12 protein-coding genes are annotated in these 14,709 nt (G+C 48.6%); 7 read left to right on the top strand and 5 right to left on the bottom strand.

Annotated elements, in window-relative coordinates; genetic code table 11:
• Positions 1-62: 62 nt before the first annotated feature.
• From ABCW47_RS01830 to ABCW47_RS01820, 3 genes are read right to left on the bottom strand one after another with little or no spacing between them, the layout of a single operon-like run.
• A complete protein-coding gene (locus ABCW47_RS01830; RefSeq protein WP_343208158.1) occupies positions 63-1,514 on the bottom strand; it encodes a lactate racemase domain-containing protein in 1,452 nt (483 codons plus the stop codon).
• Positions 1,515-1,558: 44 nt separating this feature from the next.
• Positions 1,559-2,395 (bottom strand): triose-phosphate isomerase family protein, encoded by an 837-nt coding sequence (locus ABCW47_RS01825; protein ID WP_343208157.1) that lies wholly within the window; start codon positions 2,393-2,395, stop codon positions 1,559-1,561.
• Positions 2,392-3,579, bottom strand: a complete 1,188-nt coding sequence (locus tag ABCW47_RS01820) for a diphosphate--fructose-6-phosphate 1-phosphotransferase (RefSeq protein WP_343208156.1) — start codon at positions 3,577-3,579, stop codon at positions 2,392-2,394. The genes ABCW47_RS01825 and ABCW47_RS01820 overlap by 4 nt, the downstream gene beginning before the upstream one ends.
• Positions 3,580-3,837: 258 nt before the next feature.
• On the opposite strand from ABCW47_RS01820, the gene ABCW47_RS01815 reads away from it, so the two are divergent.
• The 7 genes from ABCW47_RS01815 (at position 3,838) to ABCW47_RS01785 (ending at position 8,300) form a co-directional block, all read left to right on the top strand.
• Positions 3,838-4,377 carry a flavodoxin family protein gene (locus tag ABCW47_RS01815; protein ID WP_343208155.1) on the top strand — a complete coding sequence of 180 codons (540 nt, stop codon included), beginning with the start codon at positions 3,838-3,840 and terminating at the stop codon, positions 4,375-4,377.
• Positions 4,374-5,084, top strand: coding sequence for a CBS domain-containing protein (locus ABCW47_RS01810; protein ID WP_343208154.1), 711 nt, complete (start codon positions 4,374-4,376; stop codon positions 5,082-5,084). Before ABCW47_RS01815 ends, ABCW47_RS01810 begins: the two co-directional genes overlap by 4 nt.
• Positions 5,085-5,251: 167 nt before the next feature.
• Entirely contained in the window at positions 5,252-5,770 is a 519-nt protein-coding gene (locus ABCW47_RS01805) for an RNA polymerase sigma factor (protein WP_343208153.1), read from the top strand.
• Between the two features lies 1 nt (position 5,771).
• Positions 5,772-6,140: a hypothetical protein gene (locus ABCW47_RS01800; RefSeq protein ID WP_343208152.1), complete on the top strand. Its 369-nt coding sequence runs from the start codon at positions 5,772-5,774 to the stop codon at positions 6,138-6,140.
• Positions 6,133-6,714 carry a hypothetical protein gene (locus tag ABCW47_RS01795; protein WP_343208151.1) on the top strand — a complete coding sequence of 194 codons (582 nt, stop codon included), beginning with the start codon at positions 6,133-6,135 and terminating at the stop codon, positions 6,712-6,714. Before ABCW47_RS01800 ends, ABCW47_RS01795 begins: the two co-directional genes overlap by 8 nt.
• Positions 6,711-7,016, top strand: a complete 306-nt coding sequence (locus ABCW47_RS01790; RefSeq protein ID WP_343208150.1) for a LiaI-LiaF-like domain-containing protein — start codon at positions 6,711-6,713, stop codon at positions 7,014-7,016. The genes ABCW47_RS01795 and ABCW47_RS01790 overlap by 4 nt, the downstream gene beginning before the upstream one ends.
• Before the next feature lie 153 nt (positions 7,017-7,169).
• Complete coding sequence (locus ABCW47_RS01785; RefSeq protein ID WP_343208149.1) at positions 7,170-8,300, top strand: glycosyl hydrolase family 18 protein; 1,131 nt, start codon at positions 7,170-7,172, stop codon at positions 8,298-8,300.
• Positions 8,301-8,374: 74 nt separating this feature from the next.
• Here the strand turns inward: ABCW47_RS01785 and ABCW47_RS01780 are convergent, their stop codons facing one another.
• A complete protein-coding gene (locus ABCW47_RS01780) occupies positions 8,375-9,862 on the bottom strand; it encodes a glutamate synthase subunit beta (RefSeq protein WP_343208148.1) in 1,488 nt (495 codons plus the stop codon).
• A 267-nt stretch (positions 9,863-10,129) separates the two neighbouring features.
• Positions 10,130-14,632 carry a glutamate synthase large subunit gene (gene gltB, locus ABCW47_RS01775; RefSeq protein WP_343208147.1) on the bottom strand — a complete coding sequence of 1,501 codons (4,503 nt, stop codon included), beginning with the start codon at positions 14,630-14,632 and terminating at the stop codon, positions 10,130-10,132.
• Positions 14,633-14,709 lie beyond the last annotated feature (77 nt).

Below are 14,709 nucleotides of genomic sequence, written 5' to 3'. Positions count from 1 at the left end.
CACCGACACACTTCACGAACCGTCTTATGGTAAGTCAAGATGCAGATCTCTGATCCCGCAAGCTAACCTTCATACACTTCATCCGCCATCATCAGATGGACAGCGCTGCTCTTGAATGCGCCCGGCAGAGCAAGGATTTTCGGATTTGCGCCGACAATCTTCTTCGCATCTTCCAGCGCCTCATTGATCGTAGCTCTGGTCTTTAATCCCATCCCTCTGGCAAAGCCGGGGTCCTGTGCGCCGCACACATAGATGGCTCCGGTATTCTGCTCCGCAATATGTCCGCAGGAAATCATGGAAAAGCCATGGAACGGATGGAATGCATTGCAGTAACGATATTTCCGGATATACTCTTCATTGGTGGCAAAGTACTCGCCATAGCGGTCCATATCCGGCAGTATATTCATATAATCATGCTGGAACATCTCATACATTTCTCTGGTATACGGCCAGAGCTCGTCATGAAAATACCCATTGCAGATCGAAGAACAAATGATAACACAGTTATCTTTCATGACTCTCTTATGGCGGATTACCTGTGCGGAAATCGCCTGCATCATCATGATCGGGTTAGTGCCCATACCCTCTCCGTAGTGGAAGAACTGTGGCATTCCGAACACCATTACATCGTATTTTTCCTTAGCGAAAGGCACATAGGTCCTCTTGTCCGCAGTTTTCCAGGAATAGGGCTGCATTACTTTGGCATAGCCGCTGTTAATCTCAATCTGTCGGGACTTGGTATCCAGAACCGCGTCGCAGCAGAAGAATTTCTTGCCCATGCATTTTTCCATATGCTGGCCGATCTCATCAAATTTTGTTCTCATCAGAGAGTGGCCGCTGACCGGAGTGAAGTCCTTCCGGTGCATGACGCTTGGCACATGGTGAGAAGCGATGGAACGCCAGTGGGTGATTCCGGTCGCACAGTGTTTGTATCCTCCTGAATAGCCGCCGTAAGGATTTCCCTGTGTATGGCCGATGAGAACAGCTACATCGCTGTCATACACATATTTATTCATCAGCACCGGGTCACCTCTGTCAGTGGTTCCCAGGTCTACCAGATGGTCGTAATCTTCACTGTCGTGATTGATGATCTGCTTGGTATACCAGAACTCATTAAATAATTCATCGCCCAGGACACCGCGGATCTCTTCCTTCGTATTCTTTCTGTGGAGCCCGTTGGAACAGATCAGCATAATATCCTCTTTTTTCACGCCTACGCTGTACAACTCCTGCAGGATGAGCTTAATGGATACTTTTCTGTGAGCGGTAGGCTGCTCGCCGCCTTTTACACGGTCAGGGAAAACGATGGAAACCTTTGCCCCCGGAAATGCCAGCTTGGTGAGCGGGTCCATCCCCATAGGATTGCGGATGGATTCCAGTGTTTTTGCTTCAATCTGATCCTCCGGAATGTACGGAGGGTCCGCAACCGTCTCTCCCGGAATAAAAATATCCGTACTGTCATCCGGCAGCACCGCATCCATAAGTCCTTTGCCATATTCAAATGATACTTTCATAAATAACCTTCCTTTCATTAACTGTCTATACTATTTTAACTTTCCTATTTCCCCATATAGATAGAAATAATCTCCAGATATTCCTCCGGATAAAATCCGATGTCGCCTGCAAAACGGGTCAGCGCAATCAGTCCGCCGTCAATCTCCGGAATCGATGCCAGCATTTCGGCATTATCCGCCTTAAGGCCGCCGCCGTAAACCACATCCATACCGCCGGTAGTCTCTTTAATAAACTTCCCGATCTTGCTGATATAATCCCTGTCGGGCGGTGTTTTACCAGGTCCGATTGCCCAGATCGGCTCATAGGCGATGGTAACCTTGCTCGTATCCACGCCGTCCAGCCCAATTGTAAGCTGTTTCTTCAGAACCATTTCCCAGTCCGCCTGTTCATCTGCCGATTCACCGATGCAATAGCAGACAGTCAGCCCCGCCCCAATTGCCGCTTTGATTTCCTTATTTAAAAGACGGTTGACCGCGTCGGTATCCGTCACACCGGCTTCTGCCAAAATTCCTGTTTTATCTCTTCTTTCTTCACAGTGTCCGATAATTGTGCTGGTACAGCCGATCTCTTTCACGATATTTCCGGTACGGTTTGTGGTGAAAGCTCCGAAGTTGCCGCCCACACTGGTATCCTCGCGGAAGACACTCTGACTGCCGATCTGTACAGGAGAAGACTCACAGAGTGCGTCCACAGCCGGAATCAAGTGAGCCTCAGGCAGATACATCACAAATTCCACCTCATCACCGCCGTACTTCTTCAAAGCTTCCTGTGTTCCCTCCACGATCGTCTTCGCCCAGGTTTTCACCGGAGCCAGACTATTGACCCCGCCGTATTCCTTTGGGATGTCAAAACGTTTCAGATTCAGTAAAATGTGTTTCATAATCCATTCTCTCCTTCATATATAGATTCAAAATTAATATACTCCTGCAGTTCATCTCCAATCAGAGGACGGCACCAGTTCAGAAATTCATCCGTCACATCATGGTTGGGAACATCAATATATTTCTCAGGGACCAGACGTCCCTCAATTGCAATCTGATCCAACGGAACCGGAACGAACCGCAGCTTATAATTGCCGTTATCCGGTATTCTCTCACACCCGATCATGACGCCGCTCTCGCCCCGAAGCACGGTTCTCACCGCCTCTTCTCCCGTCTGTACCGCTTCCTCGCGGTCCACGGACGACTGCTGAGCCATACAGTTTCTCCCTGCAAGGCCGGGCACTTCTGTCCTGGTCTTAATGCCATGACGTTTTACCATCTCGTCTGCCATGGCCCTGGACGCCCCGCCTCCGGTAAAAAGAGTTCTTCCTCTTAACTGCCTGGACGTTGTAATGGAGTTGCCTTCTTTATCCTTGATTCCTTCGCTGACTACCACCACAACCCCCTTTTGCTTCCGGTACAGGGAACTGGCTGTCTCCAGGAATTCCTCCATATCAAAGGGTGTTTCCGGCAGATAGATCAGGTCCGGCGGGTCTCCCCTCCTGCGTCTGGCAAGTGCTGACGAAGCCGCAAGCCACCCGCAGTGACGCCCCATCGTCTCTATGATACAGATATGCTCCGGCATAGCCCGCACATCTGCACCCACCTCCCGGACGGTCTCAATCACATAGCGGGCTGCGCTTCCGAAACCCGGCGTGTGATCCGTTCCTATAATGTCATTGTCTATTGTCTTTGGAATGCCCGCCACTAATATATCCTCGCCCTCACAGGCATGGTAAATCTTATTGCAGGTATCCATCGTTCCATTCCCGCCGTTTAAAAGTACATATTTTATATCATGCTTTTTAAACACAGGCACCATCGCCTTATAATCTTCTGCGCTCAGCGGAAACCTGGATGTGCCGATGGCGGAGGCAGGCGTTTTTAAGAGCAGTTTTAATTTTTCCTCCGGAAAGGAAAGAAGGTCTAAAAACCGTTCTTTCAGAATCCCTTCCGTCCCTCCGATCGCCGCATATACCCGTTCAATCCGTCCGCTCTCCCTGGCGGCCTTCACAACGCCGTAAAGGGAAGAATTTATCACAGGGGTCGGTCCCCCGCCATGTACGACTGCCAAATTAACCACAAACCCCACTCCCTTCCTGTCTGTTTGTTCGGTTATGCCCCTGCTTTTGGCAGGCAATATCCCTTTTTTATACTTATTATCTGAATACACGTCCGTTTTTATAATATTTATTTTATCATAGGCCGAACCGCAAAACAATGAAATTTAAAGCAAACGTTTGCGTTTCGATCTCCATCCAGAGAACTACCAAAATATGCTGCAGTTATGGTATAATTAAATAATCAAAAAGACGTAAAAGAAAGGGGATTTTAAACTACGATGAAAAAGATAGTAGTTTTAATAGGAAGCTGCCGTGACAGCGGAAATACGGCAAGATTAGCAGATGCTTTTATTCAGGGTGCAAAGGAGGCCGGAAACAAGGTAACACGGTTTAATATTGCTAAAATGAATATTCATGGCTGCCTGGACTGTAAATACTGTCATACCCATGACGGCGTGTGTATCCAGAAGGATGATATGGGCCAGATACATGACGCCCTCCGCGAGGCTGATCTTGCAGTCATAGCCTCCCCAATCTACTATGCAGGTCTGACAGGGCAGATGAAGAGTGTGATTGACCGTCTGTTTGTGGCTAAAGGCAAGGCCTTCGACAATATTAAGGAGGCGAAGCTGCTTCTTACTTATGCGTCTGAAACAGGGGAGTCTATCGTTCCCTGTATCGAAAGCACCCGGCTTGCGGTCGGCTACCTGGGCTGGGAACTGACAGATGTGATCCAGGCTGCCGGGGTATATAATGCCGGTGAAATTGACGGCAGAGAGGAACTGGATCAGGCCAGGAAACTGGGGGTTCGCGCATGAGAGCAGATGAATTTTTGAACTTATATAAAGAACTGGAAGAAACTCTGAGTATGAAATATGAAGAGAAAGACCGGAAATTTTCCAGTCCGATCTTTGACTTTATGAACCGCAGAGAAGGACGGCTGTATAAAGAACGGCTGGATCTCTGCCGTGAAGTGCGCAACCTTCTTGTCCACCGTGCCGATCTGGAAGGAGAATCTGTCGTGGAGCCTGCGCAGGCCCTCATCGACACATTAAACGAGGTGATTGATTTCGTAAATCAGCCGCCCCTGGCCATTGATTTCTGTACACCGTTGGATCAGATATTGAAAACCCACTATGAAAAAAACGTATTCACCCTGATGAAAAATATGGAGAAGCGTGGATTTTCTCATACGCCTGTTATCACAGACGAAGGGATAGAGGGCGTATTCAGCGTCAGTACCATTTTCTCTTATGTCCTGGCCCATCCGGATATTACAATTCGTCAGGACGCGGTAGTCGGGGATTTCGCCGAATTTCTTCCTATTCACCGTCACTGCAGTGAGACCTTCCGCTTTATGGATGAAGACACGACCTTTATGGAGGCCAGAGATGCGTTTGAACGGACATCGTCCAAGGGCAAGCGTCTGGCGGGTATTTTTCTGACCCCTCATGGCACAAGCAAAGAACGGCTGATCGGTATGCTGACGCCCTGGGATGTGATGAAAGATGAATATGCCGGCTGATCTGGTTTGAATAATGGTTCTGAACACATAGCAAAAGCGCCTCAGACGGCGCTTTTGCTATGCACGAACGAACTTTTTTAACAAATAAAAATATATTTAAAAAAGTTGAAGATAAATGATAACCGAAGCCGTTTATATGTGTGTAGGGAAACAAAAGAGGCGAGGAGGTGGGAAAGATTAATGCGGAACAATATTTGGAATCACTGATTGATTCATATCAAAATCTGATCTATACGATCTGTTACCGGATGGTAAATGATTATTTTGAAGCAGAGGATCTGACCCAGGAAACCTTCTTGGCCGCTTACCGGAATCTGGCTGCCTTTGATCGTCAGCATGAAAAAGCCTGGCTGATCCGGATAGCCAGAAATAAATGTCTGGATGTGCTTAGACGGTCCGGAAAAAGAGAAATCATACCTTCGGAAGAGGAATTTTTCCTCGCGGTGGCAGATCAGGGTGAATCCCCGGAAGAATCCGTGCTGAACAGGCAGGTTCAGGAGGAACTCAGAACTTTTTGTGAAGAACTAAAGCCTCCTTACCGGGAAGTCGCCGTCGATTATTTTTGCGAAGAACTGGAGCCTGCGGTGATCGCCCGAAAGAGAAACAAAAATTTAAAGACGATTCAAACACAGATTTACAGAGCAAAAGATATGCTGAAAAAGAAATACAGAAAGGAGCGGCTGTGAAATGGATGATAAGCAAAGGAATGATGGTTTGATCAAGGCTCCTCATTATCTGAAGGAAAATATTCTGAGAGAAGCCAGACGTACCCCTATCCTCACTCCCCGTGACAGGAGAAGGCAAATGATACTGTATAGCCTTAAAGTCGGAAGTATTGTAGCTGCGGCTGTCTTTATGCTGCTTCTGACTCCGGGAGATTTCAGCGGCATGAAGGAACCGCCCGTTGGTCCGAAAGACACCATTACAGAGGTTATAGACGGCGAAGCAGCCTTTTCGCTGACTAAATCATTAAATCAGGCAACGAATAAATTTTGTGCCCAGATGTATCAGTTTTCCAATCAATTATTAAATATGGAGGTTTTTCATCATGAATAGAAAAAAGAAAAGTAAGTTTTTAACCTTTTGTTTTTCACTGCTGCCGGGGGCCGGTGAAATGTACATGGGCTTTATGAAGAGGGGTGTAAGCATCATGGCGCTGTTCTTTGCAGTCCTGGCACTCTCTACCTGGTTTAATCTGGGACCGCTGCTCTTTCTGAATGCGATCGTATGGTTTTACGGTTTCTTTGATGTGCACAACCTGAATTCTCTCCCGGATGATGTGTTTATGGAAACACAGGATGACTTTATCTTCCATCTTGGCGGAGAAGGGGATCTGAATTATCTGCTGTTTCAGAAATACCGCAAGGTAACGGCTCTGGTACTTATCGTGGCGGGCGGTACCCTGCTGCTGCAGAATGTAAATTCACTGTTTAGCTGGCTGCTGCCAAGTTTTATCTGGAATCCGCTGAGTTTTATATCCTATCGGATTCCGCAGCTGGTCATCAGCGTCCTTATTATTATGCTGGGTGTACAGCTGATCAGAGGCAAAAAGCAAAAAATGGACAGCGATTATCCGGCGCTGCCTGATCATCAAGCGGAAAATACGGCTGAAAAGGAGGAAGAAAAATGAATCGGGTCCACAGAGTAGGAACGTTTACTTTTGGTATCCTTCTGGTCGTATTCGGACTATTGTTTTTATTACATCTCTTTATTCCGGCACTGAGCTATGAAATTATTTTTGCATTCTGGCCGTTGATCTTTATTCTGCTTGGCGTGGAGGTCCTGTTCTTTAATTTCAAGCAGAAAACAGAGAAGATAATCTATGATAAAGGAGCTGTGGTGCTGACGGTGCTGCTCACCTTCTTCGCAATGATAATGGCATGTGTGGATATGGGAATACAGGCTGCGAAAGTACACAGCTGGTATTGGTAAATAACAGACAGGATACTTATAATGAGAGGCACCCTCCCGGGAAATACACTTTATTCCCGGAGGGTGTTTCTTCTATATAAAAAGAGCATGCCCTCCCTTTTTGATTCATACAATGTATTGTTTATACTAAAAACTTCGACATGGAGGAATGTTATGCGGATATACATTGTAGAAGCCGGCGATACTCTGACTTCAATCGCCGCCAGCCATCAGACAACGGTGGAGACTTTAATTTATGCCAATGGGATGCCGAATCCCGATCATCTGGTGGTGGGACAGAGCATTGTTATACCCGAGTCCGCAAATCCATCCCGTTCTGCTATCGTGAATGGTTACGCCTACCCCTATATCAATCATGAAGTTCTCCGGGCGGCTCTGCCTTATCTGACCACGCTGAGTCTATTCAGCTATGGGTTCCGCCGGGATGGTTCTCTGATTCCCATTGAAGATGACGAACTGATTGCCCTGGCCAGAACCTTCGGCGTGCAGTCCGTGATGATGCTGAGCACTATCACGGAATACGGCAGTTTTTCCTCCGACAGCATCTATTATATTTTAACTCATCCGGAGTCCAGAACTGTTCTATTTGATAATATACTTCAGGTAATGGAACAGAAAGGATACGCAGGACTGGATATTGACTTTGAATATATAGATCCTGCCTATGAGGAGAGCTATCTGGATTTTATTTCCTATGCCGTATCGCGTCTGCATCCATACGGCTTCTTTGTCCATGTGGATCTGGCTCCCAAGACCTCAGCCGATCAGCCGGGCCTGCTGTACGAGGCTCACAATTATCGTGAAATTGGAGAGCGGGCCGACATGGTGCTTCTGATGACGTATGAGTGGGGATATACCTACGGACCGCCTATGGCCGTGGCCCCGATTAATCAGGTCCGCCGCGTTCTGGAATACGGCGTCAGCGAGATCCCTCCGTCCAAGATACTCATGGGAATTCCCAACTATGGTTATGACTGGGCTCTGCCCTATATCAGGGGAGAATCCAGGGCATTTTCCATTGGGAATGAAGAAGCTCTCTCCATTGCGGCAGAGCATAATGCGGTAATTGAGTTTGATCCGGCGGCCATGTCGCCGTATTTTTACTACTCTGATGGAAACGGCACACCCCATGTAGTATGGTTTGAGGATGCACGGAGTATCCAGGCGAAATATGAACTGATCCATGAGTTTCAGGTATTGGGCCCCAGCTACTGGAACATCATGCGCCCCTTCCGGCAGAACTGGACCATTCTGTCTGAGATGTTCGGAATTGATAAAGGCTGACAGACTCCCAGCTTTGAAGCTCTTGTGTTCCCCGGGATGCTGTTTCTTTCAGCATCCCGTTAATAGCCATCACATTATTTCAGATTGGTATATCCCATCAGAACCCGGTCCACCTCTGCCGCGGCATCTCTCCCTTCTCTGATCGCCCACACGACCAGAGACTGCCCCCGGTGCATATCCCCTGCCGTAAAAATATGTTTTTTATTCGTCATATGGCAGTTCACCTCTGTGGCCACATTGCTTCTGGTATCCAGCCCCACCCCAAAGGCTTCTGCCACATAGGGGGCCGCGCCGAGAAATCCTGCGGCAATCAGTACCAGATCCGTCTCTATTTCCCACTCACTGCCCGGAACAGGCGACATAATCCGTCTGCCGGACTGTTTGTCGGTCTGACTCTCTAATTTGATTAGTACGGCCTTCCTTACATTCCCTTCCTTATCCGCCTTAAATTCTTTGACGGTAGTCTGGTAAATCCGGGGGTCCTGTCCGAAGACGGCGATTGCCTCCTCCTGCCCATAGTCGGTCTTGCTTACTCTGGGCCATTCCGGCCATGGATTATCTTCGCTCCGGTGCTCAGGCAGCCTGGGCATCATCTCAAGCTGTACGACAGATGCAGCCCCCAGGCGCACCGCGGTTCCCACACAGTCATTCCCGGTATCTCCTCCTCCGATCACCAAAACCTTTTTATCCTTGGTCTGCGCATATTTACTATCTTTCAGTCCGGAGTCCAGCAGACTTTTCGTCACTGCCTTCAGATAGTCTACAGCAAAATAGATTCCCCTGCTCTCCCGGCCGGGCACTTTAATATCTCTGGGATTAGAAGCACCGCAGGCCAGAACCACACAATCATGCAGCTTAATAATTTCTTCCGCGTCGCAGGTCTTTCCAACATCCGCCCCGGTGATGAAGACAACTCCCTCTTCCTCCATCAGACTGATCCGCCGCTTTACAAGCTCCTTTTCCAGCTTCATATTAGGTATCCCATACAGCAGCAGCCCGCCGGGCCGGTCGCTTCTCTCATAGACACTAACCAGATGACCCCTCTTATTCAGCTGATCCGCGCAGGCCAGGCCGGCCGGCCCGGAGCCGATTACCGCCACTTTTTTGCCCGTGCGCACCTTCGGCGGTTCAGCCTGAATAAGTCCGTTTTTAAAACCATATTCAATAATACTGTATTCATTTTCCTTCGTACAAACCGGCTCGCCATTCACATTACAGGTACAGGCAGCCTCACAGAGGGCAGGACAGACTCTTGCGGTGAATTCCGGAAAATTATTGGTTTTCAGCAGACGTTTCAGCGCCTCCGTATAGTTTCCCTGACAGAGCAGATCATTCCACTCTGGTATCAGATTATTTAACGGACAGCCGGAGGCCATCCCTGCAAGCATTTTTCCATACTGACAGAACGGCACCCCGCAGTCCATACAGCGGGCCGCCTGTTTTTTCCGCTTCTCCTCCGGAAGCGGCACATGAAATTCCTGAAAATGATTGATCCGCGCAGGCGGCAAAACAGACTCTGCCGTCTCTCGTTTATATTCCATAAATCCCATCGGTTTTCCCATAGTAATCTCCTTTCCGGAGCATTGGTATGACAAGGAATCAATTTGTGACGCTCCGGCACAAACTGCTGCAGACTTCGTACACTATTTCCCGGCAGTGATGGATTCAAGTACGCCTCGGCGTACTTGCTGCGAGCCGCACGTCATGCTTTGCATGACATAATACATCTGTGCGGCTCTGCAATCCGCCGGAGGCTTTATCTTGGAAGGAGACTGGGCTCCCATCAAGACGAATTTGTTATATACTCACCACCTATAGAGGTAGGAGTCTTATCTACTTCCATGATAAAATGCCTCAATCCGGGCCCTCTCATCATCCATTCCCTTATCCCTCATCTGCTCTATTGTTTTTTGCATCTGCCGGTAATCATTTGGGGTGATCTTCTTAAACTTCGGCAGATAATCATCAAAACTATCCAATATGCGTGCTCCGCGTTTCGATCCGGTCTCCTTTACATGCTCTTCTATCATATTCTTTAATTCTTGTATATCCTGTTTATGGTTAAGAGGTTCTGTCTCCACCATCTCTTTGTTAAGACGTTTATACAGATCCTGATACTCATCCAGCACATAGGCAATACCACCGCTCATGCCCGCCGCAAAATTCTTGCCCACAGGCCCCAGAACAGCCACCCGTCCGCCGGTCATATATTCACAGCCGTGATCTCCCACACCCTCCACAACAGCTGCGGCTCCGGAATTCCTCACACAGAACCGTTCTCCCGCAATGCCGTTAATAAAGGCTTTTCCGCTGGTTGCTCCGTACAATGCCACGTTTCCGATGATGATATTATCCTCTGCTTCAAATCCGGCATGTTCCGGCGGACAAACCGTAATCTTGCCGCCTGAGAGTCCCTTGCCCAGATAATCATTGCTGTCTCCGGTCAAACGAAGCGTCAGTCCCTTTGGTATAAATGCGCCGAAGCTCTGGCCGCCCCCGCCATTACACCGGATCGTAATGGTATCCTCAGGAAGGCTGCTCCCCTTCACCCTGGTGATCTCTGAGCCCAGAATCGTTCCAAGCGAACGGTTGATGCTCATTACATTGACTTCGATGCTCTTTTTCTCCCCATTCACAATTGCCTTTTTTAATTTCTTTAGGAATACCTGTGTATCCACGGTTTCATCCAATTTGAAATCATATGCATGCCCCGGATTATAGCGGCTTTCCTTTCGCTGTCCCGCATATGGGTTATTTAGTATGGCATTCAGAGTAATTCTCTCTTGTGGATACTTTGCCTTTAGCAGGTCGGTACGCCCGACCAGTTCATCTATCGTTCGAATTCCCAGTCTAGCCATATACTCCCGGAGTTCTTCGGCAACAAACCTCATAAAATTCTCCACGTACTCCGGTTTACCCCTGAAATTCTTTCTCAGCTCCGGATTTTGAGTAGCAATCCCCATCGGACAGGAGTCCAGATTGCAGACTCTCATCATGACGCAGCCCATCGTTACCAATGGTGCTGTCGCAAATCCAAATTCCTCGGCCCCCAGCATGGCCGCAACCGCCACATCCCGTCCGTTCATCAGCTTTCCGTCTGTCTCAATCCTGACTCTGGAACGCAGACCGTTTCTCATCAGGGTCTGATGCGTTTCCGCCAGCCCCAGTTCCCAGGGCAGCCCTGCATTATAGATAGAACTTCTGGGAGCAGCCCCCGTACCTCCGTCGCAGCCGGAAATCAGGATAACCCCTGCTCCTGCTTTCGCCACGCCGGCCGCAATTGTCCCTACTCCCGCCTCTGAAACCAGCTTGACGGAAATTCTTGCATCCTGGTTGGCATTTTTCAAATCATAGATCAGCTGTGCCAAATCCTCGATGGAGTAAATATCATGATGAGGGGGCGGAGAGATCAAACTTACTCCAGGTGTAGAATGTCTTGTTTTAGCAATCCAGGGATATACCTTCCTTCCCGGCAGATGTCCGCCCTCCCCGGGCTTTGCTCCCTGGGCCATTTTAATCTGTATTTCCCCGGCGCTGACCAGATATTCGCTGGTCACGCCAAATCGTCCGGAGGCCACCTGCTTGATAGCAGAGCATCTGTCTGTCTTTAATCGTTCCGGCTCTTCTCCGCCTTCCCCGCTGTTGGATTTTCCTCCCAGGTGGTTCATCGCAGCTGCCAGTGTCTCATGGGCCTCTCTGGATATAGAACCATAGGACATGGCTCCTGTTTTAAACCGCTTTACGATCGAATCGGCACGTTCGACTTCATCAAGGGGAATTCCCTGTTCCGGGTATATGAACTCCATTCTGCTGCGCAGATTCATACAGTCTTCCTTCTGTATACAGTGGGAGTACTCCTGAAAAAGGCTATAGTCTCCCTTCCTCGTCGCTTCCTGGAGCAGATGGATAGTTTGGGGATTGTACAGGTGCTTCTCCCCGCCGCTGCGGTACTTATGGCTGCCTGCACTGTCCAGGGTCAGATCTGTCTGAAGCCCCAATGGGTCAAATGCTCTGCTGTGAAGCTCATCCACCATATCCTCAATATCCTTCAGGCCAATTCCGCCGATCCGGCTTACCGTATCTGTAAAATATTCCTCCACAACTTCTTTGCTCAGTCCGATTGCTTCAAATATCTTGGAGCCCTGATAGGATTGGATGGTGGATATCCCCATCTTCGAAGCGATCTTTAAAATTCCTTTCAATATTCCCTTGTTATAGTCATCCACTGCCGCATAGTAGTCTTTATCCAGCTGTTCTGTCTCAATCAGACTGCGGATTGTCTCATGGGCCAGATAAGGGTTAACCGCACAAGCCCCATAGCCTAAAAGCGCTGCAAAATGATGGACTTCTCTTGGTTCCCCGCTTTCCAGGATCATAGCTACCCCGGTTCGCTTTTTCGTCTGAACCAGATGCTGCTGCATAGCGGAAACCGCCAGCAGTGAGGGGATTGCCACGTGGTTTTCATCTACGCCCCGGTCAGTCAGAATTAAAATATTAGCTCCGGACCCATACGCCCGGTCCGCGTCCAGACAAATCCGGCGCAATGCCTTTGTCAAAGAAGTGTTTTTATAAAATAACAGTGAAATTTCTTCTGTTTTAAACCCTTCGTTCTGCATGGATTTAATTTTCAGCAGGTCCGTCTCAGTAAGAATCGGGTTATTAATTCTGAGCATACGGCAGTTTTCTGGTTTGGCTTCCAGAACATTTCCCTCCCGGCCAAGATATACACAGGTGGAAGTCACAATCTCTTCCCGTATCGCATCAATAGGCGGGTTGGTTACCTGGGCAAACAGCTGTTTAAAGTAGTGAAACAGCGGCTGTCTGTTCCTGGACAAAACAGCTAACGGGCTGTCAGCACCCATAGATGCAATCGGTTCAGCCCCGGTGCACGCCGTCGGAAGAATTCCCGTCTTTACATCTTCATAGTGATACCCAAATGCCTTTTGCAGCCTTGCCAGCTCCTCTGAGGAATAGCCCTGTATCTTTTTATTGGGAATGTGCAGATCCTTCAGCCATATTAAATTGCCATCCAGCCATTCCCCGTATGGGAGGGCTGTCGCATACCGGCTTTTAATCTGGTCATCCCCAATCAGCTCTCCTCTCACGGTATCCACCAACAGCATTCTGCCGGGACGCAGTCTATCTTTCTTAACAATATCCGCAGGGTTTATATCCAGCACTCCCACCTCGGACGCCAGTATCAGGCGTTTATCCCTGGTAATATAGTATCTGGAAGGCCGCAGTCCATTCCGGTCCAGTACGGCGCCCACATAGTCTCCATCGCTGAACAGGATGGAAGCCGGGCCATCCCATGGCTCCATCATAGTCGCATAGTATTGATAAAAATCCCGTTTTTCCTGAGAAAGCGAGGCATCCTTATCCCAGGGCTCCGGAATGGTTATCATAACGGCAAGAGGCAGTTCCATTCCGCTCATTAGCAGAAATTCCAGGGCATTATCCAACATGGAAGAATCCGATCCTTCCCGGTTGATTACAGGCAGAACTTTATGCAGTTCTCCTGTCAAATAACGGGAAGACATTATTTCCTCCCGGGCCAGCATCTTATCCGCATTTCCCCTGATTGTATTAATCTCACCATTATGTACGATGAGACGGTTCGGATGGGCTCTCTCCCAGCTGGGGTTGGTATTGGTGCTGAATCTGGAGTGAACCAGCGCCAGGGCGGATTCATAATCTCTATCCTGCAGATCCGGAAAAAATTCCCGCAGCTCATTGACTAAAAACATTCCTTTATAGACAATCGTTCTGCTTGAAAGCGAAACAACATAAGTATTTTCATTGCTCTGTTCAAAGATCCTGCGGATTACATAAAGTTTCCTGTCAAAATCCAGGCCCTCCTTCACATCTGCCGGCTTCTTAACAAATGCCTGCATGATATAAGGCATGCATTCTCTGGCCCGCCGGCCCAGGATATCCGCCGCAGCCGGCACCTCTCTCCAGCCGAGGAACTGGACCCCCTCTTTTTCCGCAATTATTTCAAACATTTTTCGCGCCTGGTTCCTATACAGTTCATTCTGAGGAAAGAAGAACATCCCTACCCCGTAGCATCTCTCTTTTCCCAGTTCAATTCCGAGTTTGGCTGCTGTTTTTTCAAAAAACTTGTGTGATATTTGAAGCAGAATGCCGACCCCGTCTCCGGTTTTGCCATCCGCATCTTTTCCGGCCCTGTGCTCCAGACTCTCGACAATCTTAAGGGCTCCTTCCACGGTAGCGTGGTCCTTCCTTCCATCCATATTAACAATTGCTCCGATTCCGCAATTGTCATGTTCAAATCTTGGGTCATACAGACCAGTCGTCTGGCTGTTTTTCATGGAAATCCTCACCTTTCTTCTGGAAACTAAATAGGAAAAGGCGCCTTCAAAGAGAGTTTCTGCTCTCTTGAAGACGC

Origin of the sequence: Anaerolentibacter hominis, assembly GCF_032380675.1 — a bacterium.
Classification (GTDB): Bacteria; Bacillota; Clostridia; order Lachnospirales; family Lachnospiraceae; genus Anaerolentibacter; species Anaerolentibacter hominis.
The sequence above is the reverse complement of the archived record's forward strand: the minus strand, read 5'-3'. Positions and strand labels throughout refer to the sequence as shown.